The sequence below is a fragment of the Mycolicibacterium obuense genome, assembly GCF_055397605.1.
This window is the reverse complement of sequence record NZ_AP043663.1, coordinates 1,378,268-1,403,654: the sequence shown is the minus strand read 5'-3', so window position 1 is coordinate 1,403,654 and position 25,387 is coordinate 1,378,268. Positions and strand designations below refer to the sequence as shown.

General features: G+C 68.3%; 17 protein-coding genes. 10 read left to right on the top strand and 7 right to left on the bottom strand.

The window, feature by feature from the left end:
* Positions 1 to 254 precede the first annotated feature (254 nt).
* From ACZ50N_RS06760 to ACZ50N_RS06740, 5 genes are read left to right on the top strand one after another with little or no spacing between them, the layout of a single operon-like run.
* On the top strand, positions 255 to 2,015 hold the full coding sequence (locus ACZ50N_RS06760; RefSeq protein ID WP_053079297.1) for an NAD(P)/FAD-dependent oxidoreductase: 1,761 nt from the start codon (positions 255 to 257) through the stop codon (positions 2,013 to 2,015).
* Positions 2,012 to 7,513, top strand: a complete 5,502-nt coding sequence (locus ACZ50N_RS06755) for a type I polyketide synthase (RefSeq protein WP_464474964.1) — start codon at positions 2,012 to 2,014, stop codon at positions 7,511 to 7,513. The genes ACZ50N_RS06760 and ACZ50N_RS06755 overlap by 4 nt, the downstream gene beginning before the upstream one ends.
* On the top strand, positions 7,510 to 8,358 hold the full coding sequence (locus tag ACZ50N_RS06750; RefSeq protein WP_464474963.1) for an ABC transporter ATP-binding protein: 849 nt from the start codon (positions 7,510 to 7,512) through the stop codon (positions 8,356 to 8,358). The genes ACZ50N_RS06755 and ACZ50N_RS06750 overlap by 4 nt, the downstream gene beginning before the upstream one ends.
* Entirely contained in the window at positions 8,358 to 9,206 is an 849-nt protein-coding gene (locus ACZ50N_RS06745) for an ABC transporter permease (RefSeq protein WP_046364764.1), read from the top strand. The genes ACZ50N_RS06750 and ACZ50N_RS06745 overlap by 1 nt, the downstream gene beginning before the upstream one ends.
* A 1-nt stretch (position 9,207) precedes the next feature.
* A complete protein-coding gene (locus ACZ50N_RS06740; protein WP_464474962.1) occupies positions 9,208 to 10,551 on the top strand; it encodes a cation:proton antiporter in 1,344 nt (447 codons plus the stop codon).
* On the opposite strand, the gene ACZ50N_RS06735 is transcribed toward ACZ50N_RS06740, so the two are convergent.
* The 3 genes from ACZ50N_RS06735 to ACZ50N_RS06725 are packed head-to-tail and all read right to left on the bottom strand — an operon-like array spanning position 10,548 to position 11,586.
* Entirely contained in the window at positions 10,548 to 10,877 is a 330-nt protein-coding gene (locus tag ACZ50N_RS06735; protein ID WP_236693896.1) for a heme-binding protein, read from the bottom strand. The genes ACZ50N_RS06740 and ACZ50N_RS06735 overlap by 4 nt on opposite strands.
* Positions 10,878 to 10,906: 29 nt before the next feature.
* Positions 10,907 to 11,245 carry a hypothetical protein gene (locus tag ACZ50N_RS06730; protein ID WP_413783377.1) on the bottom strand — a complete coding sequence of 113 codons (339 nt, stop codon included), beginning with the start codon at positions 11,243 to 11,245 and terminating at the stop codon, positions 10,907 to 10,909.
* Entirely contained in the window at positions 11,242 to 11,586 is a 345-nt protein-coding gene (locus ACZ50N_RS06725; RefSeq protein ID WP_046364768.1) for a hypothetical protein, read from the bottom strand. The genes ACZ50N_RS06730 and ACZ50N_RS06725 overlap by 4 nt, the downstream gene beginning before the upstream one ends.
* A 141-nt stretch (positions 11,587 to 11,727) precedes the next feature.
* Here ACZ50N_RS06725 and ACZ50N_RS06720 point away from each other — a divergent pair, with 141 nt between their 5' ends.
* From ACZ50N_RS06720 to ACZ50N_RS06710, 3 genes are all read left to right on the top strand, one after another.
* Positions 11,728 to 16,251, top strand: coding sequence for an ATP-dependent helicase (locus ACZ50N_RS06720; RefSeq protein ID WP_464474961.1), 4,524 nt, complete (start codon positions 11,728 to 11,730; stop codon positions 16,249 to 16,251).
* The gene (gene nei2, locus ACZ50N_RS06715; RefSeq protein WP_048422320.1) at positions 16,251 to 17,012 is read left to right on the top strand and encodes an endonuclease VIII Nei2; all 762 of its coding nucleotides are present in this window, start codon (positions 16,251 to 16,253) and stop codon (positions 17,010 to 17,012) included. The genes ACZ50N_RS06720 and nei2 overlap by 1 nt, the downstream gene beginning before the upstream one ends.
* 70 nt (positions 17,013 to 17,082) lie before the next feature.
* Positions 17,083 to 20,193: a cytochrome P450 gene (locus tag ACZ50N_RS06710; protein ID WP_464474960.1), complete on the top strand. Its 3,111-nt coding sequence runs from the start codon at positions 17,083 to 17,085 to the stop codon at positions 20,191 to 20,193.
* Positions 20,194 to 20,258: 65 nt separating this feature from the next.
* On the opposite strand, the gene ACZ50N_RS06705 is transcribed toward ACZ50N_RS06710, so the two are convergent.
* Together ACZ50N_RS06705 and ACZ50N_RS06700 are read right to left on the bottom strand one after the other, a co-directional pair.
* Entirely contained in the window at positions 20,259 to 21,410 is a 1,152-nt protein-coding gene (locus ACZ50N_RS06705) for a fatty acid desaturase family protein (protein ID WP_464474959.1), read from the bottom strand.
* A gap of 60 nt (positions 21,411 to 21,470) precedes the next feature.
* The gene (locus ACZ50N_RS06700) at positions 21,471 to 22,526 is read right to left on the bottom strand and encodes a ferredoxin reductase (protein ID WP_464474958.1); all 1,056 of its coding nucleotides are present in this window, start codon (positions 22,524 to 22,526) and stop codon (positions 21,471 to 21,473) included.
* A gap of 71 nt (positions 22,527 to 22,597) precedes the next feature.
* Between ACZ50N_RS06700 and ACZ50N_RS06695 the strand changes: the two genes are divergently transcribed.
* On the top strand, positions 22,598 to 23,299 hold the full coding sequence (locus tag ACZ50N_RS06695) for a TetR family transcriptional regulator (RefSeq protein ID WP_046364774.1): 702 nt from the start codon (positions 22,598 to 22,600) through the stop codon (positions 23,297 to 23,299).
* A gap of 10 nt (positions 23,300 to 23,309) precedes the next feature.
* Entirely contained in the window at positions 23,310 to 24,089 is a 780-nt protein-coding gene (locus tag ACZ50N_RS06690) for an enoyl-CoA hydratase/isomerase family protein (RefSeq protein WP_048422325.1), read from the top strand.
* On the opposite strand, the gene ACZ50N_RS06685 is transcribed toward ACZ50N_RS06690, so the two are convergent.
* Positions 24,086 to 24,856: an SDR family NAD(P)-dependent oxidoreductase gene (locus ACZ50N_RS06685; RefSeq protein ID WP_464474957.1), complete on the bottom strand. Its 771-nt coding sequence runs from the start codon at positions 24,854 to 24,856 to the stop codon at positions 24,086 to 24,088. The genes ACZ50N_RS06690 and ACZ50N_RS06685 overlap by 4 nt on opposite strands.
* Positions 24,856 to 25,179 carry an RNA-binding protein gene (locus ACZ50N_RS06680; protein ID WP_110797846.1) on the bottom strand — a complete coding sequence of 108 codons (324 nt, stop codon included), beginning with the start codon at positions 25,177 to 25,179 and terminating at the stop codon, positions 24,856 to 24,858. Before ACZ50N_RS06680 ends, ACZ50N_RS06685 begins: the two co-directional genes overlap by 1 nt.
* Positions 25,180 to 25,387 lie beyond the last annotated feature (208 nt).

Here is a 25,387-nt window from a genome sequence, read left to right as displayed (position 1 = left end):
ACAGCAAAGTCGCTGACACCTGTCAGAGCAGCTAGATTGCCGCTCTCTCGGCGGCCGCTAACCCATCCGCGGGACACCTGTCCCAACCGACAACGGCCGGGTACCTCGCAGCGCGGCCACCGGCACCGCGGGCCACCTGCGCGACCTGCGCATACCGGCCGGTCAGGTCGTTTCATCGCCCGCGAGGGCACCCTCGCCGCGTGTAATCTCCGAACTCTGGCCACCCGTTTGGGCTCTACGAGGAAAGGACGAGTGTGGACGTCCGCGCGCAATTGTCACAACTCGACGAGACAGCGCGAGACGCCCTCGCGCGCCGCATCAAGACCCGACTCGCGGCTCGCGACGACGACACCAGCGATCACCACGTCGCGATCATCGGCGGCGGTGTCGCAGCCTTGACCCTGGCGCTGGAACTGCGTTCCGCCCGCCCCGGCACGCGCGTCCTCGTCGTCGAACCCACCCCGCACCCCGTCCCCGAGATCACCCACACCGTGGGCGAGTCGACGGTCGAGATCTCCGCGCACTATCTGCGCGACCGCCTCGGACTGGCCGACCATCTGCAGAACCACCAGATCCGCAAGATGGGCCTGCGAATGTTCTTCAGCCAGGACGACAACACCGACATCAGCCGCCGTGTCGAAGTCGGCAGCAGCGCGTTCGTCCCACAGACCACCTATCAGATCGACAGGGGCCGGCTGGAGAACGAACTGCACCGCCGATGCCTCACCGCCGGCGTCGAATTCGCCACCGGGCGAGTCCGTGCCGTCGCGCTGGGTGACGATGCGACACCGCACCGGGTGACGATCCAACGCGATGGCGACGACATCGAGAGGACGGCCCGCTGGGTCGTCGACGCGTCCGGGCGCAATCGGCTGCTGCCGCGCGAGCTCGACCTCAAGCGCGCCAACGGACACCACTGCAACGCCGCCTGGCTGCGTATCGCCACCGAGATCGACGTCGGCCAGTGGAGCGACGACCCCGCCTGGCACGCCCGCCTGACCGAGGGACGACGCGAATACTCGACGAATCATCTGATGGGCGAGGGCTACTGGGTGTGGCTGATCCGGTTGGCCTCGGGTGCCACCAGCGTCGGCATCGTCGCCGACCCGGCCTTTCACCCCTTCGACGGCTTCAACACCCTCGACAAGGCCATGGTCTGGCTGCGTGAGCACGAACCGCAGTGCGCCGCGGTCCTCGACGAGAACGCCGGGCTGATCAAGGACTTCCGCGTCATGAAGCAGTACAGCCACACCGTCGAGAAGGTCTACGACGGGCAGGCACGCTGGTGCCTCACCGGCGATGCGGGGGTGTTCCTCGACCCGCTCTACTCCTCCGGTCTCGATTTGGTCGCCATCGGCAACGGCCTGGTCACCGACATGATCACCCGCGAACTCGACGGGGCAGACGTCATCGCCCGCGCCGCGATCGGCGACTCGATGTTCCGCTCGCTGACCGACATGTGGTGCAACATCTACCGCGACCAGTACGTGCTGATGGGGTCACCGACGGTCATGTCGGTGAAGGTCATCTGGGACATCGCGTTCTACTGGGGCTTCATCGGATTCCTCTACAGCAACGACCGTTTCACCCAGGTTGCCGACGACCCCGAGCTGGTGCCCTATCTGCAGGGTCTGATCGATCTGAGCAATCGCATGCAGCTGTTCTTCCGCGAATGGGCCGCCGTCGAGCGCGATCCCGCCCCCGCCCGGTTCGTCGACCTGTACGTCCCGCTCAACTTCATGCCCACGCTGCACCACGCGATGATGGGGACCTCCGACGCGGTCCGCGAACAGTTCGACGCCAATGCGTTGCTGCTGCGCCAGATCGCGGGCCAGGTGATCGACACCGTCGTCGCCGACAAGGCCTCCCGGTTCTCCGACGACGACGTCATGGTCCAGGCGCAGGCATGGCAGCGCGACGGGCTGCTGCGGGAATTGCGCACCATCTTCCGTGAGCAGCAGGAGATCGATCCCATCTCCACCGGCTGGGTGCTGTGCGCCGCGGCAGCCCGATGACGACAGCTGACCACGACGATCGCGAGGCACTGGCGATCGTCGGCATCGGATGCCGGCTACCCGGGGGCGTCGACTCCCCCGACCAGTTCTGGCGGCTGCTGCTCGATGAAACCGACGCCACCCGCGAAGTGCCCGAATCCCGCTGGCACGCCCCGCGATTCCACGACCCCGCACCCGGCAAGGCCGGCAAGATGGTGACCCGCCGGGGCGGATACCTCGACGAGATCGACCAGTTCGATGCGGCCTTCTTCGGCATCTCTCCCCGCGAGGCCAACCTGCTCGACCCGCAGCAGCGACTGCTGCTGCACGCCACCTGGGAAGCCTTGGAAGACGGCGGAATACCCGCCGACACGTTGGCCGGCACCGACGTCGGCGTGTTCGTCGGCGGCTTCACGCTGGACTATCAGCTGCTCCAGAACCAGGGCCGCACCAGCAGATTCCGCTTCAAGCCGCATTCGGCGACCGGGATGATGATGACGATGCTCGCCAATCGCATCTCCTACGCGTTCGACTTCCGCGGTCCGAGCATGGCCGTCGACACGGCGTGCTCCAGCTCGTTGGTCGCCGTTCACCTTGCCGCACAGAGCATCTGGAACGGCGACTGCCGACTCGCACTCGCCGGCGGCGTGAACATCATCGTCGGCCCCAACACGGCGATCGCCGAATCCAAGAGCGGCTTCCTCGCCGGTGACGGCCGCTGCAAGGCCTTCGACGCCTCGGCCGACGGGTACGCCCGCGGCGAGGGCGGCGCCGTCGTCGTCATCAAGCCGCTACAGCAGGCCGTGCGCGACGGTGATCGGATCTACGCGCAGATCCTCGGTACCGCGGTCACCCAGGACGGCCACACCGACGGCATCACGGTGCCCAGCGAAGACGCCCAACGCGCCGCGATCAGCACGGCGCTGCGGCGCGCCGGTGTCGCACCCACCGACGTCGGCTACGTGGAAGCCCACGGCACCGGCACGCCGGTCGGCGACCCGGTCGAAACCCGCGCTCTGGCAGGCGCACTCGCGACCGACCGGACACCCGAGAATCCGCTGCTGATCGGGTCGGTCAAGACGAACATCGGCCACCTCGAAGCCGGCGCCGGGGTCGCGGGACTCATCAAGGCCGCACTGACCCTGCAGCATGGCCAGATTCCCGCCAGCCTGCACCTGAAAACCCCGAGCAGCCCGCTCGCCGAGCTGAACCTCGACATCCCCCGCACGACGCGCCCGTTCCCGCCCGGGCAGCGGCGCATCGCCGGGGTCAACTCCTTCGGCTTCGGCGGCACCAACGCCCACGTCGTGCTGGCCGAACCGCCCACCGCCGCAACATCGTCCGACGGGCGCGCGACCGACGAGCTGACCCTGCTCCCCGTCTCCGCCCGCTCCCCGGAGGCGCTGGCCGCAACGGCGCGCCAGCTGGCCGACCACCTGCTGGCCCACGCCGACATCCGCCTCACCGACCTCGGCTACACCCTGAGCCGGCGCCGCAGCCATCTGAGTCATCGCCGAGCGCTGACCGTCGCCGGGGTCGACGAAGCCCGCGAGCAGTTGCTCGAACTGGCCGATACCGGCGGGGAATCGGCGATCGGTCGCACCGGCGCCGACGCCCCGAAGCTGGCGTTCGTCTGCACCGGCATGGGCCCGCAGTGGTGGAAGATGTGCCGTGGCCTGCTCGACACCCACCCGGTGTTCGCGGCCAGCATCGAGCGCACCGATCGCGAACTCTCGCGCTACACCGACTGGTCGCTGCTCGCCGAACTCCGCCGTGACGAAGCAGATTCGCGGATGGGTGAGACAGAGGTGGCGCAGCCGGCCAACTTCGCCATCCAGATCGCCCTGGCCGAGCAGCTCGCCCACTACGGCGTGACGCCCGATGCGGTGATCGGGCACAGTGCCGGCGAAGTGGCTGCGCATTACCTCGCCGGCCTACTCACCTTCGAGCAGGCCGTCGAGGTGATCTACCACCGCAGCCGCCTGCAGCAACGCACCACCGGCATGGGACGCATGCTCGCGGTGGGCCTCAGCGCCGAGACACTGATGCAGACTCTCGACGCCGATGCTGCCGCCGAATTCGGGCACCGCGTGTCGATCGCCGCGATCAACAGCCCGTTCGCCGTGACGGTGGCGGGCGAGCAGGACGTGCTCGCCGAGATCGTGCGCCAGCTCGACGAGGCGGAGGTCTTCAACCGCTATCTCGCGGTCAAGGTGCCCTACCACACGCACTACATGGACCTCGTCCGCGACGACCTGTTCGCCGCGTTCGACGGATTGTCCTCGGCACAGAGCCGCATTCCGCTGTACTCGACCGTCACCGGGGAACGGCTCACCGATTACGCGGCAGGTGCCGCGTACTGGTGGCAGAACTGCCGTGCCACAGTACTTTTCGAGGCCGCCGCCCGACGGATGCTCGACGACGGTTACACCCACTTCATCGAACTCGGGCCCCACCCCGTGCTGGCGTCGTCGATCCTGGAGATCGCCGGGTCGCAGGGTGTCGCAGTGGTGGCGACCCAGCGCCGAGGGGACGACGACGCCCGCACCCTGCTGGGTGGTCTGGCGGCGCTGTACAGCCACGGCCACGACATCGATTGGCAAGCATTCCACCGCGACGGCGATGCCCATCTTCTGAGGCTGCCGACCTATCCGTGGCAGTCCAAACGCTTCTGGCACGAAACGCGGGAGGCGGCCGAGGACCTCCACTACACGCCGGTGCACCCACTGCTCGGCCAGCCCGTGGCCGGTCCCCACCCCACCTGGGAGGTCGAGCTCAGCGTCGTCTCGCAGCCCTTCCTGGCCGACCATCAGGTACAGGGTGCGGTCGTGGTGCCCGGCGCCGTCTACCTCGAGATGGCGCTCGCAGCCGCCAGCGAGACCTATGGAAGCGCCTGTAGCGTCGACGATCTGGTGCTGCATCGCGCTCTCCTGCTCGACGACACCTGCGATCCGCTGGTGCGGACCACACTGAACGAGGACAACGGGAAGATCGAGTTCACCGCGTTCACCGGGATCGGAGACGGGGACTTCGGCTGGATCGTCACCGCGACGGCCGAACTCAACACTCTTCCCCCCGTCCCGACCCACGACCACGGGGCCGAAGACCACTCCGTCGCGGCGTTGGACGCCGACGAGTTCTACGCGCGCACCACGACTCTCGGGTTCGCCTACGGAGACGCTTTCCGGCCGGTGCGCGACGTCACCGGTGGCGACGGCTGGGCACGAGCGCGGTTGCGTCTGCCCGCCGTGGTGGCCGACGAGATCGACATGTTCTCCTTCCACCCGGCGCTGCTCGACGGTGCCCTGCAGGGCTTGTTCGGCACGTCGACCGTGGCCGAGAATGCCACGCAGGCAACGTATCTGCCGACCCGAATCCGGCACTGTGCGGTCTACGGGCGTCCGGAGTCCGACATGACCGTGCACGTGCGGGTGGTCGCCGCCACCCGGGAGGAGATCGAGAGCGACATCACCGTCGTCGATCGACTCGGGCAGGCACTGGTGGTCCTGCAGGGGTTCACGGTGCAGTCACTGAGCGCCTCGTCGGCGATGTCGACCGAACGCATCGACCGGGGCCTCTACAGCGTCCAGTGGCGCGACAGTGCACCCGCGCAGATGCCTGCCGAGCCGACCACCGGAACCTGGTTGATCCTCTGCGACACCATCGGATTCGGCTCGGCACTGGCGCGTGAGCTGTCCGGGCACGGGCACCGGGTCATCGAGGTGGCCCACCAATCGGTGGCCGACCTCACCGAAACGGACACGGGATACGCCGTCGATCCGCTACGCGGAGAACAGCTCCGCGAGCTGATCACGCAGATACACCAGCGCGAGGGCGGGCTGAGCGCCGTCGTCGATCTGTGGCCGGTCGACATCTACTCCGGTTCCGATCACCGCCTCGGGGTGCACGCCCTCCTGCACGCGATCAACGCGCTGGCCACACGCGACGGCTCACCGCCGCGCGTGCACATCGTCACCGCGAATGCGCAACCCGCCCTGGGGACCGAGGACCTGGCCGTGGATCAGGCCACCGTGTGGGGACTCGGCCGAGTGGTCGGGCACCAGGAGTTCCCCGAGATGTGGGGCGGTCTGGTCGACATCGACGACGCCGACGATCCCGACGTGGTCGCCGGGCGCCTCTACGCGCACCTGCTCGACGAGGACGCCGAGGACCAGATCGCGCTCCGCGGTGACCGCACCCTCGCGCCGCGCCTGCTTCCGTGCCCGGGGCTGACAAAGCCCTTCCCCACCAAGCTCAATGCCACCGCGACCTACGTGGTGACCGGTGGCACCGGTGCGCTGGGACGCAGTGTGGCGCTCTATCTCGCCGAGCGCGGGGCTCGACACATCACGTTGCTCAGCCGTCGTGAGCTGCCGCCGCGCGCCCGCTGGTCGCACCTCGACCCCGCAGACGCCCAGCACGCCACCGTCGAGACGATCCGCCGCATCGAACGGTTTGGCGCCCAGGTGCGCTGCGTCGCAGTCGACATCACCGACGCCGAGCACGTGGAACGCTGGCGCGACGAGCACGACCGGGCCGGTTGCCCGCCGATCCGTGGCATCGTGCACGCCGCCGGATCGGTCGACGACCGCCTCCTGGTCAGCATGACCGAAGACGACTTCGCCACCGTCATGGCGCCCAAGGTGATCGGTACCCGCCTGCTGCACAACGCATTCGAGAAGGAAGATCTCGACTTCTTCGTGATGTTCGGCTCCGCCGGTTCGGTGATCGCGTCCCCGGGGCAGGCCAACTACGCCGCAGCGAACGCCTTCCTCGACGCCTTCGCCCACTTCCGTCGAGCCCGCGGCTTGCCGGCGCTGACCATCGGCTGGGGACCGTGGTCGGTCGGGATGGTCGAGGAACTCAAACTCGAGAAGATCTACGCCAACCGGGGTATCGAATTGATCACCCCGCGGGCCGGGGTTCGGATACTCGACCGTCTGCTGTCCCAGAAGGTGGCCCACGTCGTCGCGATCACCGCGGACTGGAATCGCGCCCGCCAGGGTTTCGGCGCGCACCTGCCGGCGATCTACCGGGACCTCGAGACCGGCGGCGACGCGTCCGGCGAAGCCGGGGCGGCGTCCCTGCTCGACGCACTCTCCGCACTTCCCGACGCCGAGCGGCTCCCCGTGGTCACCGAGCACGTCCGAGGCATCGTCGCCGCGGTGTTCGACTGCGCAGCAGACGATGTCGAGCCCGATGCCATGCTCGACGATCTCGGGTTGGACTCGATGATGGCAATGGAGTTCCGTGTCCGCATCAACACGATGTTCTCGATCGACCTGCCGGTACTGGAGATTCTGCGCGGGGTCAGCGTGAACTCGCTCGCCGCGCGAATTCTGGCCGAGCTGAGGGCGATCCACGCCGAGAGTGTCGAGAACGAAGCAGTCACCGTGCCGTCTGAGACGGCAGCCTCCGATGATCTCGACAACCTCATCGCCACCCTGTCCGACGACGAGCTGCGGGCGCTGCTGGCCGATATCGAAAGCGGTGCCGAAGGAAGTCCGGACACGCAGTGACCGCAGCAGAACTCGCACCGGCCGTGCACGTCCGGGGACTGAGCAAGTCCTACGGCCAGTTGCAGGCCGTCCGTGACCTCGACCTCGACGTCGCCTACGGCGAGGTGGTCGCGATCCTCGGGCCCAACGGGGCGGGCAAGTCGACCACCATCGAGATCCTCGAGGGCCACCGCAGACGCGACGCCGGGGAGGTCCGGGTGCTCGGCGAAGATCCCGGCACCGCCGACCGGGATTGGCGCTCGCGCATCGGCATCGTCCTGCAGGACGCGAGTGATTTCGGCACCTTGACCGTGGCCGAGACCATGCGCATGTTCGCCCAGTGCTACGGCAGAGCCCGCCGACCCGGGGACGTCCTGGACCTCGTCGGGCTGTCCGCCAAGAGCGCGGCGCGGGTGCGCACCCTCTCGGGTGGGCAGCGGCGCCGGCTCGACGTCGCGCTGGGGATCATCGCCAGCCCGGAACTGCTGTTCATGGACGAACCGACCACCGGCTTCGACCCCGAAGCGCGACGCCAATTCTGGGATCTGATCCGGGTTCTCGCCGCCGACGGCACCACGATCGTGCTCACCACCCACTACCTCGAGGAAGCCGCCGCGCTGGCCGACCGCGTCGCGGTCATCGCCGCCGGGCGGCTGGTGGCCGTCGACACCCCCCACCGGCTGACCGCGGCGCACACCACGGCGACCGTACGTTGGGTCGAGCGCGGGCAGGAACGCATCGTGCACACCGACCGTCCCACCGAGTTCATCAGAGCCCAGGCCGCCGGTGGCGGTGAACTCACCGAGCTGACGGTCACCCGACCCAGCCTGGAAGACGCCTACCTGCAGCTGATCGGGGCGACGTGATGACGACATCGTCGCAGTCGTCACGGGCCCGCCACAGCTCACGGTCCACCACGGCGCTACCGTCGCCGTTGCGCATCGGACTGTCCCGCGTGATCCCCGAGTTGAAGATGTTCTACCGGCGTCCCGAGCAGCTGGTGCTGACCTTCTCGATGCCCGCGATCATCTGCCTGCTGCTGGGATCGATCTTCTCGGCGAAGATCGCCGGCACCGACACGACGACCAGCGCGGTGATCGCCGCCAGCATGCTGGCCTACGGCATCCTGTCGACGTCGTTCATCAACCTCGGCATCAGCGTCGCTGCCGACCGCGAAACCGGTGCGCTGCGGCGGCTTCGGGGCACGCCCGCGACCGCGACCTCCTACTTCGTCGGGAAGATCGCCCTCGTCGCCGTCGCCAGCATCGCCGAGGCCGTCATCCTGCTCGCGGTCGGACTGTTCGCGTTCGGGCTGCGACTACCCGCCGGGATCAACGAATGGCTCACCCTCGGGTGGGTGTTCGCGCTCGGCATCACCAGCTGCTCCCTGCTGGGCATCCTGATCAGCAACGTCGCCAACAACGCCGTCTCGGCCGCGGTGCTGACCAACGGCCCGGCGGTCAGCCTGCAATTCATCTCGGGCACCTACGTCCCGATCATGGTGTTGCCGGTGTGGATGCTCACCATCGGTTCACTGTTCCCGGTCAAGTGGATGGCACAGGGTTTCCGATCGGTGCTGTTGCCGCCCGAGATGGAGGCCTTCGAACCGGCCGGCAGCTGGGAGCACGGGCGCATCTTCTGGGTGCTGACGGCGTGGACCGTCATCGGACTGCTGGCCTGTCTCAAGGTGTTCCGGTGGGCGGAGAAGCGCTGACATGCCGCCGCTGCTGACCATCACCTACCAGTTCTTCCTGCAGATCGTCGTGATCCTGGCGACCTACCGGCTGCTGTGGCCGCTGTTCCGCCGCCTGGGCCAGGTGCAGGTGGTCGCGATCATGGTCGCCGGGTTTCTGCTGGGTCCGTCTGTGCTGGGGGCGATCTGGCCGCAGGCCCAGAAGTGGCTGTTCCCGACCAAACTGACCATCGGCACCGAGACCGTCACGCATCCCAACCTGATCGCGATCTACGTGGTCGGGCAACTCGGGTTGGTGCTCTACATGTTCCTGGTCGGCGCGTCGTTCAAGCTGGACATCCTCGGCGCCCACACACGCCAGGCAGGTGCCACGTCGGCCGCCGGCATCGGCGTACCGCTCGTCCTCGGCGGCGTCGTCGGGTGGTGGATGGTCGACTCCGGCGGCTACTTCACCGACAAGGTCGCGCACTGGCAGGGCGGGCTGTTCGTCGCTGCGGCAGTGGCCATCACCGCGTTTCCGATGCTGGCGTGGATCGTCTACGACTCGGGGCTGCTCAACACCCGGCTGGGCACCATGTCACTGTCGTGCGCGGCGGTCGACGACGCGTGCTCATGGGTTCTGCTGGCCACGGTCGTCGCGACCGCCAAAGGCAGCGTGTTCGGCGCCGTGATCGCCGTCGGCGGCGGTCTGTTCTATCTGCTGTTCATGATCTACCTCGGCCGGCCGCTGCTCGCCCGCCTCGACACATGGACGCCCCGCCGCGATTCCGAACGCACCGGCGGCCTGCCGATCGCCAAGCTCTCCATCGTCCTGCTGGTGCTGCTGACCGCGAGCTGGTTCACCGATCTGGTCGGGATCTACTCGGTGTTCGGCGCTTTCGTCGCCGGGCTGATGATGCCGCGCGGCGAATTCCTCGACAGGATTCGCGAACGCTTCGAGCCACTGACCGCCTACCTGCTGCTGCCCGGGTTCTTCATCTACTCAGGGCTCAACACACAGCTCAGCCTGATCCTGGACGGTTCCACGCTGGTGATGGCGGGTGTCGTGCTCGTCGTGTCGTTCGCCGCAAAGTTCGGGGCCATCGGGCTCGCCGCACGATGGCAGGGCATGAGTTGGTACGAGGCCGGATCGATGGGGGCGCTGGCCAACGCCCGCGGCCTGATGGAGCTCATCCTGCTCAACATCGGGCTGGAAGCCGGGCTCATCTCGAGCAAGCTCTACACGATCCTGGCCGTGATGACGATCATCACGACGTTCGTCGCGACGCCACTGCAGCGGCTGTTCGCTCGCCGCCTGGAGCGCACCGGTAAACGGTTCGGCCCGAACGGAGTACAACCGCTCGAAACGGCCGCCGCCGGCACCTAGCCGCAGCGATTACGGAAATCGACCGCGGGTTGCCGGATTCCCTGAAGTTCGGCCTGCACCTGAGGATTCGCCGCGGCATAGTCGGCCAGCGCCGCCTGCCGCTGCTCCTTGGGCACATCCTTGAGCGAGGTGAAGAAGTCGTTCACCTGCGGATGAGTGAACAAATACGCCGACGTCGACGCGGTCACTCCCGCCATGATGCCCGCGAGATCGGCTGCGGTGCAGTTCGGTTGAGCCTGCGCCGGCGTCGCCATGCAGACCAGGACGGCACCCGCGCCGAGCGCGCCCGCGATAATCCGCCGCGCCGTGATGAGTGATGTGGCCACTGTCTTCTCCTCGGTTTCTCGGGATTCCGTCATCGTCGTCCGCCGCGCCCACCGCTGGGCCGGCCACCGCCACCGCCAGGCCGGTTGCCTGGCCGTCCAGGCGCACCGATGCCGACACCGGGATCCCAGTCCATGTTGATGTCCCACGTGACGCCGTCGTTGCAATACCAGTCGTAATCACACGGGTACGGGACGTACGGGCCTGACGACCCGCTGGGTCCGTTGCCCGTGTCCGCGCCACGGACCTCGCCCTGGGAGCAGATGGTCGTGCCGCCCGCGCTGGTGCAGTCGGCCGCCGCAGGGGGCGCCGCCTCCACCAGAGCGACGACGACGACGCCCGCCGCGAACACACATGCTGAGCGCATCATCGGCGGCCACCGTCGCCCCCGCCGCCACCGGGCCGATTACCCGGTGTCCCCGGCCGTCCGACATCTGGCCGACCAGGCCGGCCGATATCCGGCCTGTCCGGAGGCGGTGACGGCGCCACGTCGATGCCGAGGTCCCATGTCGACCCGTCGTAGCAGTACCAGTCCAGATCGCACGGATACGGCACCACGGGGCCGGTCTTGCCCGCGTCGTCCTGATCACAGACGGTGATTCCGCTGCTCTTCACGCATCCTGCGGCGGCCGTCGGTGCACTGACCGTCGGCGCGACGGCGAATGACGCCAGCGCGAGTCCTGATGCCCCGATGATCTTCACGCTTCTCATCGCCGGCCCCGCTTCCCGGTCCCCCGTCCAACGAGTAGGAACCACTACCGTGAACGCTAGGCATCCGTGCGCCGTCATAGCAGGTGGACAAGGGTGTCAAAGGAATTGTCGGAGGTCCTTGGCACCATGGACCGTGTGCCCTTGACAAGCAACTCACTCGAGCGTTTCAGCGCGCTGACTTGTGAGTGGTTCGCCGGCACCTTCGTCGAGCCCACCCCCGCGCAGGCACAGGCCTGGAACGCCATCGCCGACGGGGACAACACCCTGGTCATCGCCCCGACCGGGTCCGGCAAAACATTGGCGGCGTTCCTCTGGGCGATCGACGGCCTCGCCCGGTCGCCGTCGAGCGAGCCCACCACGCGGGTGCTGTACGTGTCGCCCCTCAAAGCGCTCGCGGTCGACGTCGAACGCAACCTGCGCACTCCGCTGACCGGTATCTCACGGATCGCCGAACGCGCCGGTCAGGAGCCGCCGAAGATCAGCGTCGGCGTGCGCTCCGGCGACACCACGCCGGCGAAGCGTCGGGAACTCATCACCAAGCCGCCGGACATCCTGATCACCACGCCCGAGTCGCTGTTCCTGATGCTCACCTCCGCTGCACGGGAAACACTCGCCGGGGTGCAGACCGTGATCGTCGACGAGGTGCACGCCGTCGCAGCTACCAAGCGCGGCGCGCATCTGGCGGTGTCCCTCGAGCGGCTCGACGCGATGCTCGAGCGGCCCGCGCAACGCATCGGTCTCTCGGCGACCGTGCGCCCGCCCGAAGAAGTCGCGCGATTCCTCTCCGGCGCCGCCCCCACGACGATCGTGGCGCCGCCCGCGGCGAAGACCTTCGACCTGACCGTGCAGGTTCCGGTTCCCGACATGGCGAACCTCGAGAACAACTCGATCTGGCCCGACGTCGAGGAACGCATCGTCGATCTGATCGAAGCGCACAACAGCTCGATCGTCTTCACCAACTCGCGCCGGTTGGCCGAGCGTCTCACCGCACGGCTCAACGAGATCCACGCAGAACGCCTGGGCATCGAGTTGGGTGGGCCCAACCCGGGGGTGGCCGGCGGCGCTCCGGCGCACCTGATGGGCAGCGGGCAAAGCTTCGGCGCCGAGCCGCTACTCGCCCGAGCACACCACGGTTCGGTGAGCAAGGAAGCCCGCGCCGATGTCGAGGATGCCCTCAAGAGCGGCCGATTGAAGGCGGTGGTCGCGACCTCGAGCCTGGAACTGGGTATCGACATGGGTGCTGTGGACCTGGTGATCCAGGTCGAGACGCCGCCGTCGGTCGCGAGCGGGCTGCAACGCATCGGGCGTGCGGGCCACCAGGTCGGCGAGATCAGCCAGGGCGTGCTGTTCCCCAAGCACCGCACCGACCTGATCGGGTGCGCGGTCAGCGTGCAGCGCATGCTGGGCGGGCAGATCGAGACGATGCGCGTGCCGGCCAACCCCCTCGACGTACTCGCCCAGCACACCGTGGCCGCCTGCGCGCTGGAACCCCTCAACGTCGAGGCCTGGTTCGACACCGTGCGGCGCAGCGCCCCGTTCGCCACCTTGCCGCGCAGCGCGTTCGAAGCCACGCTCGATCTGCTCTCCGGCAAGTATCCGTCGACCGAGTTCGCCGAACTCCGCCCCCGCATCGTCTACGACCGGGACTCCGGCACGCTGACCGCACGGCCGGGCGCGCAACGGCTCGCGGTCACCTCCGGCGGCGCCATCCCCGACCGCGGCCTGTTCACCGTGTTCCTTGCTTCCAGCGCTGACTCCGAAAAGCCCTCGCGCGTCGGAGAACTCGACGAGGAGATGGTCTACGAGTCCCGACCCGGTGACGTCATATCCCTGGGCGCGACGAGCTGGCGGATCACCGAGATCACCCATGACCGCGTCCTGGTGATCCCCGCTCCGGGCGAGCCGGCGCGGCTGCCGTTCTGGCGCGGCGACGGCGTGGGGCGGCCGGCCGAACTGGGCGGAGCAATCGGCGCCTTCAACGGCGAGCTGGCCCGTCTCGACCGACCGGCGTTCGAGAACCGGTGCAATGACGTCGGTTTCGACACGTACGCCACCGACAACCTGTGGACGTTGATCGACGAACAGCGCAACGCCACCACCGCGGTCCCGTCGGACACCACGCTGGTGGTCGAACGGTTCCGAGACGAACTCGGCGACTGGCGAATCATCCTGCACTCCCCCTACGGCTTGCGGGTGCACGGTCCCCTTGCCCTCGCGGTGGGCAAGCGGCTCTACGAGCGTTTCGGTATCGACGAGAAGCCCACGGCGTCCGACGACGGCATCATCGTCCGGCTGCCCGACACCGACGACACCGCCCCGGGTGCGGACATCTTCGTCTTCGAACCCGACGAGATCGAGCCGCTGGTCACCACGGAGGTCAGCTCGTCGGCGCTGTTCGCCTCGCGGTTCCGGGAATGCGCGGCGCGGGCGCTGCTGCTGCCCCGCCGCCACCCCGGGAAGCGCTCCCCGCTGTGGCACCAGCGCCAGCGTGCCGCCCAACTGCTCGACGTCGCGCGCAACTACCCGGACTTCCCCATCGTCCTGGAAGCCGTTCGCGAATGTCTGCAGGACGTCTACGACGTGCCGATGCTGACCGACCTGATGTCCCGCATCGCGCAACGCCGCGTGCGCCTACTGGAGGTGGAGACGCCGACCCCGTCCCCGTTCGCGGCGTCACTGCTGTTCGGATACGTGGGCGCGTTCATGTACGAGGGCGACAGCCCCCTCGCCGAGCGCCGCGCGGCAGCGCTCGCGCTGGACCCCACGCTGCTGGCCGAGCTGCTCGGCCGGGTCGAACTGCGGGAGCTGCTCGACGCCGACGTCATCGCCAGCACCACCCGCCAGCTCCAACACCTCACCGACGAGCGGAAGGCCCGCGACGCCGAGGGCGTGGCCGATCTGCTGCGGATGCTGGGTCCGCTGACGGTCGAGGAGATCGTGGCGCGCTGCACCGTCGACGACGTCGGCGGCTGGTTGGAAGGACTACTGGGCGCCAAGCGACTGGTCACGGTGTCCTATGCCGGGCAGACGTGGTGGGCATCGGTGGAGGACATCGGGCGGTTGCGCGACGGCGTCGGGGTGGCGGTGCCGGTGGGCGTTCCGGTCGCGTTCCTCGAACCCGTGATGGACCCGCTGGGCGAGCTGCTGTCCCGCTTCGCCCGCACCCGTGGACCCTTCACGACGGCCGAGGCGGCGACGCGCTTCGGCCTCGGGGTACGGGTGGCCGCCGACGTGCTGGGCCGACTGGCCGCCGACGGAAAGCTCGTGCGCGGCGAGTTCACCGACGTGCCCGGTGACACCGGCGACCAGTGGTGTGACGCCGAGGTGCTGCGCATTCTCCGGCGCCGCTCGCTGGCTGCACTGCGGGCGCAGATCGAGCCCGTCAGCACCGCCGCGTTCGGTCGCTTCCTCCCGGCCTGGCAGCAGCTCGGTAGCGACCGCGTGTCCGGGGTCGACGGTCTCGCGTCGGTGATCGATCAGCTCGCCGGGGTGTCGATACCCGCCTCTGCGGTCGAGCCGTTGATCTTCGGGCAGCGGGTGCGTGACTACCAACCCGGCATGCTCGACGAACTCCTCGCCTCCGGCGAAGTGTTGTGGTCCGGAGCGGGCGCGCTCTCGTCTGCCGACGGCTGGGTGGCGTTCCACCCCGCCGACACCGCTCCGCTGTCGCTGACACCTCCTGGCGAGCTCGACTTCACCGACACCCACCACGCCGTCCTCGGCGCGCTCAGCGGCGGTGGCGCGTACTTCTTCCGCCAGCTCGCCGTCGACGGCGTGACCACCGAGGCTCTCAAAGAAGCTCTGTGGCAACTGATTTGGGCAGGCTATGTCGGCGGGGACACGTTCGCACCCGTGCGCGCACTACTGGCGGGCACCCGCGGCCCCGGTGCCCGCCGCTCGGCGGCCCCATCGCACCGGCATCGCCGCGCACCACGGCTGAGCCGCTACAGCATCAGCTCCGCCGGGCTCGGTGCGCACCGGGACACCGATCCGACGGTGGCGGGGCGGTGGTCGGCGCTGCCCACTGCCGAGGTCGACACCACGCTGCGGGCCTCCTACCAAGCCGACCAGTTGTTGGCACGCCACGGCGTGCTCACCAAAGGCGCGGTCGCCGCGGAGAACATCGCGGGCGGGTTCGCCTCGATGTACAAGGTGCTCAGCACGATGGAGGAAGCCGGGCGCTGCCAGCGGGGCTATTTCGTCGAATCACTCGGCGGTGCCCAGTTCGCGACCGCGAGCACCGTCGATCGGCTGCGCAGCCACGCCGACAGCATCGACGACAAGCAGCAGAGTCTGCGCGCGGTCGCGCTGGCGGCGACCGATCCGGCCAACCCCTTCGGCGCGGCGCTGCCGTGGCCCAGCCAGGGCGAGGGCGCCCACCGCCCCGGGCGCAAAGCAGGCGCCCTGGTGGTGCTTGTCGACGGCGAGCTGGCATGGTTCGTCGAACGCGGGGGCAGGTCGCTGCTCAGCTTCACCGAAGACGCCGGCGTGCACAACGCCGCGGCTGCCGCACTCGCCGAACTGGTGACCCGACAGCGTGTCCCGGCGCTGCTCGTCGAACGCATCGACGGGGTCCCGGTGCTCGAGAGCCGCGAGTCGATGGTGGTCGAATCACTGGTCCAGGCGGGATTCTCTCGGACGCCACGCGGGCTGCGGCTGCGCTGATGCCCGAAGGTGACACTGTTTTCCGCACCGCGGACAAGCTGCGAAAAGCGCTGCAGGGCAAGACGTTGACGCGCTGCGATGTGCGGGTGCCGCGCTATGCGGCGGTGGACCTGAGCGGACAGGTCGTCGACGAGGTGCTCAGCCGCGGCAAGCATCTGTTCATCCGGGTCGGACAGGCGAGCATCCACTCACACCTCAAGATGGATGGTGCCTGGATCATCGGCCGGGTCAGAGTGCCGGCCTACAAGATCCGGATCGTTCTCGGCACTGCCGACTCGGTGGCCTCAGGCATCGACCTCGGTGTGCTCGAAGTGCTGGAACGCGACCACGACATGGATGCCGTCGCGCACCTGGGCCCCGACCTTCTCGGCGACGACTGGTCGGCAGCGTCGGTGAGAGAGGCGGCGGCGAATCTGACGAAAGACCCGGATCGCCCGTTCGCGGAGGCACTGCTGGATCAGCGGGTGATGGCCGGTGTCGGCAATGTGTTCGCCAACGAACTGTCGTTCGTGTTCGGGTTGCAGCCGACCACCAGGGTCGGCGAACTCGCCGATCCACTGCGGGTGGTCACCCGAGCGCAGCAGATGTTGTGGCAGAACCGGTTACGGATCAACCGCACCACCACCGGCAACACGAGGCCCGGCCAGGACGTCTGGGTGTACGGCCGGGCGGGGTTGCCGTGTCGGCGCTGCGGCACACGCGTCGAGACCGACAAGGACGGCGACCGGGTGACCTACTGGTGCCCCACCTGCCAACGCTGAGTGGACTCGCTCCCGAGAAAATTGCCGGAGCCGTCAGCTACGTCGCCGAACAAGCCCTAAGCTGCGCGGCATGACCGAGTTCTGCCCCTCCGAACCGCCGGTTCTCGACGACGTTCCGGTCGCGACGCTGCCGGGTGCCGAGCAGCTCTCCGGCCGGCCCTACGCGTTGCCCGTCGACGTCCTCGCCGAACTCCACGGCCCGATCTTCTACGGCGAGTGGACCGGGACGCGCAAGCTCTACGCCTGCTCGCTGGAGTTGGTCGAAGAGCTGTGCGACGAGAGCAGGTTCGCCAAGAACCTCACCGCGTCGCTCGCGCGGGTCCGGCCGCTCGCCGGTGACGGCCTCTTCACGGCCTACCACGGAGAACCCACCTGGCAGACGGCCCATGACGTGCTGCTGCCCGGCTTCAGCTATGCCGGACTGCGCACGTATCACGACGCGATGCTCGACATCAACAACCAGCTGATCGACCGCTGGGATGCCCGCGCAGGCGCCGAGCCGGTCGACGTCTCCGCCGATCTGCAGAAACTGGCGATGGACACCGTCGCGCTCGCAGGCTTCGGCGCCCGCTTCGACTCCTTCGAACACGACGGCCTCGCGCCGATCCCCCAGGCGTTCACCGATGCACTGACCGAAGTGGTGACCCACGGCGAAACACCGGCATTCCGCGACGAACTCGCGTCACTGCACGCCTCGTTCGACGAGATGATCGCCGACCACTCCGCCGGCGGTACCGGGGACCTGCTCTACGTCATGCTCGACGGGCATCTTGACGCCGACAACATCCGCAACCAGATCATGACGTTCCTGATCGCCGGACAGTTGACGACGTCAGAACTGATGCCCAACACCGTCTACAACCTGCTACACCACCCGGCTGTCCTCGCCCGCGTCCGCGCGGAGGTGGACGCGGTGTTCGGCAACGACGACGATCACGTGCCGACCTTCGACGACATCGGCAAGCTCACCTACCTGCGCCAGGTGATCAGTGAGACCCTGCGCCTCTCGCCCCCCGTCCTGATGTTCGACCGCATGGCCCTGGCCGACACCGTTCTCGCCGGCCGCTACCCTGTCGCGCGCGGCGAAGCGGTGACCGTTCTGACCGGTGCGCTGCATCGTCAACCGCAATGGGGGGACAACCCCGAGGTGTTCGATCCGGCGCGGTTCGATCCCGCTGTCGCAGAATACCGTTCGACCGCCCTGTTCAAACCGTTCGGCACCGGGGAGCGATCCTGCATCGGCCGCCAGTTCGCCCTGCACGAGGCGGCCCTGCTCGTGGCGCGCGTCGTGCACCGCTACCGTCTGATCGACTCCGCCCATTACGAACTGCGCTGGGACGGGCTCAGCCGGCGACCGGTCGGCTTCACCGTCGACCTGCTGCGCCGCACGCCGGCCGACCGGAATGCCAACGCCGCGGCACCCGCGGTGGTGCCCGCCTCGTCTACGTCCGCTCTCCTACCGGTGAAGGCCGGCACGACGCTGGCCATCCTGCACGGATCCAATCTGGGTACGTGCCGGGCTCTGGCCAAGCAATTGGCCGACGACGCAACCGACTTCGGCTGCACGGCCACCGTCGCACCGCTCGACACCGCCGCGGGCGGGCTGCCCGCCACCGACGCCGTCGTGATCGTCGCGTCGTCCTACAACGGCCAACCCACCGATGACGCACGGGAGTTCACCGCGTGGTTGCAGTCCGAAACCACCACGCTGCAGGGTGATCCGCTGTTCGCCGTGCTCGGCGTGGGCGACCACAACTGGGCCGACACCTACCAGGCCATCCCGATACTCATCGACGACCGGCTGCACGCCCTCGGCGGAGAGCCCCTGGTACCGCGGGCCTCTGCCGACACATCCGGCGATCTGACGGCGACGGTCGAGCAGTTCGAGGCCGCGCTGTGGGCAGCACTGGCTGAACGCTTCGGCGATCCGGACGCCACGCCGCTGACCGCCGCGGACGAACCGCTCTACGATCTGCGCCTCATCTCCGGACCGGTGACCAGTGCCCTCGACGAGCGCTTCGCGGTGCAGCCGATGACGGTCACCCTCAACGACGAGCTGGTGGACGTGCCGGGACAGCAGAAACACTATGTCCGGGTGGCACTTCCAGACGGTGTCGACTACTCGACCGGAGACCACCTCACGGTGCTGGCCGACAACCCACCCGACGTCGTCGACACGGTGCTGGAGATGCTGTCCCTGGACCCGGAGCTGCGGCTGTCGGTCAACCCGCGACGGTCCTCGCGGCGATCGATCGCCCTCGACCGCGAGGTCAGCGTCCGCGAACTGCTCACCCACTTCGTCGAACTGCGCAAGCCGGCCACCAAGAGCCAGCTGCGCCGCCTGGCCGCGACGAACCCCTGCGACCCCGAACGCGCGGCGCTCGAACAACTCGCGGACTCCGACGAACCCTGCTGGCTGAGCCCGGTGGAATTGCTGCACCGGTACCCTGCCTGCGCGCTGACCGGCGCACAACTGCTGGAACTACTGGAACCGATGACCCCGCGCCACTATTCGATCGCCTCGTCGTCGCAGCTGTCGCCGCGAGAGGTGGCACTGATCGTCAGCGTGCTCGACACCCCGGCGCGATCAGGCTACGGATTGTTCAAGGGTGTGGCGTCGAACCACCTCGCGACGATGCCTCCCGGGACGTGCGTGCGGGCGCGAATCGATCCGGCGCGTCAGGCGTTCCGGGCCGGAGCGGACCCGCAGCGCAATGTCATCCTCGTCAGCGCGGGCACCGGCGTTGCCCCCTTTTGCGGATTCCTGGGCGACCGGCTCGCCGCCAAACAGGCCGGGGAACCCTTCGCCCCGGCGCTGTGCTTCTTCGGCGTGCGCGACCCGGACGTCGACTACATCTTCCGAACGCAATTCGAGGAGGCCGAGCGCGAGGGCATCGTGGCGATGCGACCGGCCTTCTCGCGGGCGCCGGAGCACGGTGTGCGCTACGTGCAGGACAGGATCGCGGCCGACGCCGACGACGTCTGGGAGCTGCTGGGCGATCCGTCGAAGAACGCCCACGTCTTCATCTGCGGCGACGGCGCGCGGATGGCGCCGGCGGTGCGGGCCGCGTTCCGTGACATCTACCGGTCGCGCACCGGGTCCGATGAGGCCGCGGCCGTGGCCTGGCTCGACGGCCTGGTGGCCTCGGATCACTACGTCGAAGACGTCTGGGCCGGCTGAGCATCGAGAGAGACGCCGAAGGCCCCCGGCTCTGTCGCCGGGGGCCTACGACGGTGTGTCAGAGGTCAGTTCCAGGGCATCGCCAGCTTGACGATCTTGCGGACCACCGTCGCGAACTGCCGCGGCAGCGGGCCCGAGTTGTAGGGCACTCCGTAGCGCTCGCAGATGTCGCGCACCTTGGGCGCGATCTCCGCGTGGCGGAACGCCGGGATGTCCGGGAACAGATGGTGCTCGATCTGGAAGCTCAGGTTGCCGCTGAGGATGTGGAAGAGCTTGCCGCCGGTCAGGTTCGCCGAACCCAGCACCTGCCGGAAGTACCACTGGCCCCGAGTCTCGGCCTTGGTCTCCTCGATCGAGAACTCCTGCACGTCCTCAGGGAAGTGACCGCAGAAGATGATCATGTAGGCCCACACGTTGCGCATCAGGTTCGCCGTCATGTTGCCCGCGAACACCCAGGGCGCGAACGGCCCGGCCAGCAACGGGAACGCCACGTAGTCCTTGAGCGTCTGCTGCTTGTTCTTGCGCCAGATGCCGTCGAGGATCTCGCGCTTGTCCCGCAGCGTGATCTCACGCGATGCGATCTTCTCGCTCTCGAGTTCGTGCAGCGCGACGCCGTACTGGAACAGCACCATCAGCAGGAAGGCCCACAGCGGGTTGCCCAGGAAGTAGGGCTTCCACTTCTGGTCGGCGCTCATCCGCAGGATGCCGTAGCCCACGTCGCGGTCCATGCCGACAATGTTGGTGTAGGTGTGGTGCATGTAGTTGTGCGAGTGACGCCACTGCTCGGCCGGGCAGGCAGTGTCCCACTCGAACCCGCGCGACGAGATGGCCGGATCGCCCATCCAGTCGTACTGGCCGTGCATGACGTTGTGGCCGATCTCCATGTTGTCGATGATCTTCGACAAGCCCAGCATGGCCGTGCCGGCCAGCCAGAACGGCGGGATGATGCCACCGAAAAGCAATGCGCGTCCGCCGATTTCGAGGCCGCGCTGCGCTTTAATCATGCGGCGGATGTAGGTGGCGTCACGCTCGCCGAGGTCAGCGATCACGCTTTCCTTGAGCGCGTCGAGCTCGCGGCCGAAGGCTTCGGCCTGCTCGGGGGTCATCGTGATCGTGCGGCCGCCGACCGTCTTCGACAGCGTCTTGGGCTGCGGCGCAGTGGTTTCCGGAGTTTCAGCGGTTTTCAGGGTTTCGGTGGTGTCCAAGGTCTCGGTCATCTCGGTTCCTTTCGCAGGGAGTGACGAACTGGGTCAGGTCTTTTACAGAGCTCAGGTCTTCTACAAAGCGATGTCGACGTCGCCGACAGGAGCGGTGACGCAGATCTGCACGTCTTCCTCGTCCGGGGACGACACCGCACCGGTGACGACATTGCGCACCACGCCGCTGTTCTTGCGTCGCGTGCAGGAGAAGCAGATGCCCATCCGGCACCCGCTCTCGGGAGTCAGGCCCGCGTCCTCGGCCTGGTTGAGCAGCGGTCGGCCGTCGTCGGTCAGCTCGAGTCCGCTGTCACTGAACGTGACCTGCCCACCGGAGGCTTCGCCGTCGAACACCGGCGGGACGAAGCTCTCGTGGAGAGCGTCGGGGAACATCTCGCGGACCGCGTCGACCAGGGCCGGCGGACCGCACACGAACACCGCGTCGGGGTCGACGAACGGCAGGTGGTCGGCGCCGAACCGTCCGGTGAGGTCCGAACCCTCGGCGTCGCGGGTGAAGCCGTGGCGCACCGTCACGTTCGGCATCGTGGCCGCGGTCTCGGCGAGCTCGTCGCGGTAGCACGCCTCCTGCGCCGATCGCGCGTAGTGGACGAACGCGACCCCACCTCGATGGCCGCGTGCACGCAGCGTGCGCAGCATCGACATCACCGGGGTGATGCCGCTGCCACCGGAGACGAAGAGCATCCGATCGGGCAGCGTCTCCGGCAGGGTGAACTCGCCGGCCACGGAGTCGAGGAAGGCGACCATGCCGGGGCGGGCGTGCTCGTAGAGGTAGGTGGACACGAGGCCACCGTCGTGCCGGCCGACCGTCACTTCGATGTGTCCGTCGGTTTCGGCGTTGGCCGGCGAGTAGGGCCGTGTGCGACGGCGACCGTCGATCTCGACCGACAGGTTGATGTGCTGCCCGGCCCGGAAGCCGGCGAAGGCGCGATTGGGCGCGAGAGTCAGAGTCACGCTGCGGGGTGTGCTGCGGCGCACCGCCACGACCCGGGCACGAGCATCGCCACGAGTCCAGGTCGGGTCGACCAGTTCGGTGTAGCGGTCGACGCCGTGCGGTCCGGTCAGGAGGTTCAGCAGCCTCGACCGCCGCGTCCGGGTGGTCAAAGTTTGAGTGAACATGTGTATACCGTGCGCGCTTTCCGACCCCTCCGTCAAGAGATCGGTGCAGCGTGTGGTAGGTTTCACAGACAGTGAACAGTCGTACGCCCAGGTCACACTCTGACCGATCCGGGAGGTCGAGCAGGTCACGCGAATCGTCTCGGACCAGGGAAGACGACAAATCCCTGTCCCGCGAGGAGCGCAAGGAAGCGACCCGCCGGGCGATCGTCGATGCCGCACTGCACCTGCTCGCCGAGCGAAGTTTCAGCGCCTTGAGCCTGCGGGAGGTGACCCGCGAGGCGGGTATCGTGCCCGCCGCCTTCTACCGGCACTTCGAGTCGATGGAAGCGCTCGGCCTGGTGCTGATCGACGAATCCTTCCGTACTCTGCGCGACATGCTGCGCGGCGGCCGCGCCGGCAAGCTCGACCCCAACCGCGTCATCGAGTCCTCGGTGGACATCCTGATCGAGGGTGTGCAGGCCCGGCGGGAACACTGGCTGTTCATCGGGCGGGAACGCTCCAGCGGCGTCACCGTGCTGCGGTATGCGATCCGCACCGAGATCCGGCTGATCACCTCCGAGCTGGCCATCGACCTGGCCCGCTTCCCAGGGCTGAACACCTGGAGCGGCGAAGACCTCAACATCCTGGCCAGTGTCTTCGTGAACTCGATGATCTCGATCGCCGAGGCCCTGGAAGACACCACCGACCCGGTGGCGGTGGCCGAGATCCGCCGGATCGCCGTCAAACAGCTGCGGATGATCACCATCGGAGTGTCGGAGTGGCGCAGCAGCTAGCGTGACGCCCATGGCGTCCGTTCTGGAAGTGACACGACCGCAGCCCGAGATCACCGTGCTGACGCTCAACCGGCCCGATTCGCTGAACGCCCTGTCCTACGAACTCGTCGAGGCGGTCCACACGGCGCTCGACGCCGTGGCGGCCGACAACACGTGTCGGGTCGTCGTGCTGACCGGTGCGGGACGCGGCTTCTGCGCAGGACTCGACCTGCGCACCACGAACCCCGAACAGACCGGTGGCGGCCTGGAATTCCCCCGGTCAGGGATGCGCTGGCAGGAACGCATCGCCGATCTGACCGCGAAGATCCACCGGCTCCGGCAGCCCGTGATCGCCGCCGTCAACGGCGTCGCCTACGGCGGCGGACTGGGCATCGCGGCCGCATGCGATCTGCGCGTCGCCGCCCCCTCCGCCCGATTCTGCACGCAATTCATCAAATTGGGTCTCGGCGGCTGCGACATCGGCGTGAGCTACACGCTGCCCCGAATCGTCGGCGCCGGGCAGGCGTTCGACCTCATCCTCACCGCCCGCGTCGTCGACGCCGATGAGGCGCTGCGTCTCGGCCTGGTGTCCCGGCTGGCCGACGACGCCCTGGCCGAGGCTCTGACGATCGCCGAAACACTCTGCGGATACGGCAGATTCGGCGTGGAATCGACCAAGCAGGTGCTCTGGGCGAACCTCGATGCCGGCAGCCTGGAGGCCGCGCTGCACCTGGAGAACCGCAGCCAGATCCTCGCGACCACCAGCGGTGAGATGCGCGAGGCAGCCGCGAAGGTGTTGCGCAAGAGCTAGCGCGGTGTCCCGCCGCCGTCGACGATGATGACCTGGCCCGTCAGGTAGCTGCCCGCACCGGAGGTCAACAGCAGTGCGGGACCGACCATTTCGTCCGCACTGGCCAACCGACGCATGAGCGTGGCGCCGACCATGCCGTCGATCGCCTCCTGCGGGTTCTTGCGCATCATGTCCGTGTCCACCGGTCCTGGCGCGAGCGCGTTGACGCGGATGCCGTCATGCGCCAACTCCGCAGCCATCGACCGCGTGAACGACATCAGCGCCGCCTTCATCGACGCATAGATCGCGAGCATCGGCGCGAAGACGAACGCCCCCACCGACACCATGTTCAGCACCGCCGCGTGCTCGCTGGCCCTCAGGTGCGGCAGCGCCGCTTGCACGAGGAACACCGGTCCCCGCAGATTGACCTCGAACGACTTCGTCAGCCCGTCGGCGGTCATCTGCCCGAGCGGTTGGGCCAGCGCGTTCGCGGCGTTGTTGACCACGACGTCCACCCCGCCGAATTCGGCGACAGTGCGCTCGACGAGCGCGCCGAGGTCGTCCACCTCACCGAGATGGGTGGGGACACCGATCGCCTCACCCCCGAGTTCCCGCAGGTGCGCGGCGGCCTGCTCACAGGCCTCGGCCTTGCGGCTGGCCACCACCACGCGCGCACCGGCGAGCACATAGCCCTGCGCCAGCGCCAGCCCGATGCCGCGGGTACCGCCGGTCACGATGACAATCCGGTCCGACATGTCGAAGAGCCGGTCGAAGGTCGGTCGGTCCATCACACGCACCCGCTGACGCTGATCCGTCGGCCGACATCGGCGCACACGCTGACGTTCGGCGTCCACGCCACCGGCGGAGGCGGCGGAGGCGGCGGAGGGGGCGGTGGCGGTGGCGCACCCGGCGGAGGCGGGGGCGGCGGTGGTGGCGGAGGGGGCGGCGGCGTCAGGACGCCGTTGAGCTCCCACAGCGGGTCCGAGCACCCCGTGACGTCGACGATCCTGCCGCTCACCGAGCCGCAGATCGCCTGCGCGGGCGCGGCCGGCACCAGCAGAGGGCCGACACCCACCGTCACCGCTGTCGCCACAAGCCAACCGATGCGCACACGCGCTCCTCCCAGTCCGACGAACCCCCGCGGGCCAGCGTCGATTGTGGCAGTCCCCACCCTGCCGCGCGGCCGAACGCGCCCAACCCCCCCGCGCCGCACCGGCCTCCGGATTTGCCAGCATCGCCGGTCCACGTCGCGCCACAGACCATCGACACAGCACACGGGCGCCGTCGCGACGGTGACCCCACGACCGCCTGCCGTAGCG

Bases quoted from the DNA above. Each gene is read 5' to 3' on its own strand.
- ACZ50N_RS06755 (WP_464474964.1), top strand. From the start codon at position 2,012: ATGACGACAGCTGACCACGACGATCGCGAGGCACTGGCGATCGTCGGC.
- ACZ50N_RS06730 (WP_413783377.1), bottom strand. From the start codon at position 11,245: ATGATGCGCTCAGCATGTGTGTTCGCGGCGGGCGTCGTCGTCGTCGCT.
- ACZ50N_RS06740 (WP_464474962.1), top strand. From the start codon at position 9,208: ATGCCGCCGCTGCTGACCATCACCTACCAGTTCTTCCTGCAGATCGTC.
- ACZ50N_RS06745 (WP_046364764.1), top strand. From the start codon at position 8,358: ATGACGACATCGTCGCAGTCGTCACGGGCCCGCCACAGCTCACGGTCC.
- ACZ50N_RS06700 (WP_464474958.1), bottom strand. From the start codon at position 22,526: ATGTTCACTCAAACTTTGACCACCCGGACGCGGCGGTCGAGGCTGCTG.
- ACZ50N_RS06690 (WP_048422325.1), top strand. From the start codon at position 23,310: ATGGCGTCCGTTCTGGAAGTGACACGACCGCAGCCCGAGATCACCGTG.
- ACZ50N_RS06685 (WP_464474957.1), bottom strand. From the start codon at position 24,856: ATGGACCGACCGACCTTCGACCGGCTCTTCGACATGTCGGACCGGATT.
- ACZ50N_RS06710 (WP_464474960.1), top strand. From the start codon at position 17,083: ATGACCGAGTTCTGCCCCTCCGAACCGCCGGTTCTCGACGACGTTCCG.
- ACZ50N_RS06705 (WP_464474959.1), bottom strand. From the start codon at position 21,410: ATGACCGAGACCTTGGACACCACCGAAACCCTGAAAACCGCTGAAACT.
- ACZ50N_RS06725 (WP_046364768.1), bottom strand. From the start codon at position 11,586: ATGAGAAGCGTGAAGATCATCGGGGCATCAGGACTCGCGCTGGCGTCA.
- nei2 (WP_048422320.1), top strand. From the start codon at position 16,251: ATGCCCGAAGGTGACACTGTTTTCCGCACCGCGGACAAGCTGCGAAAA.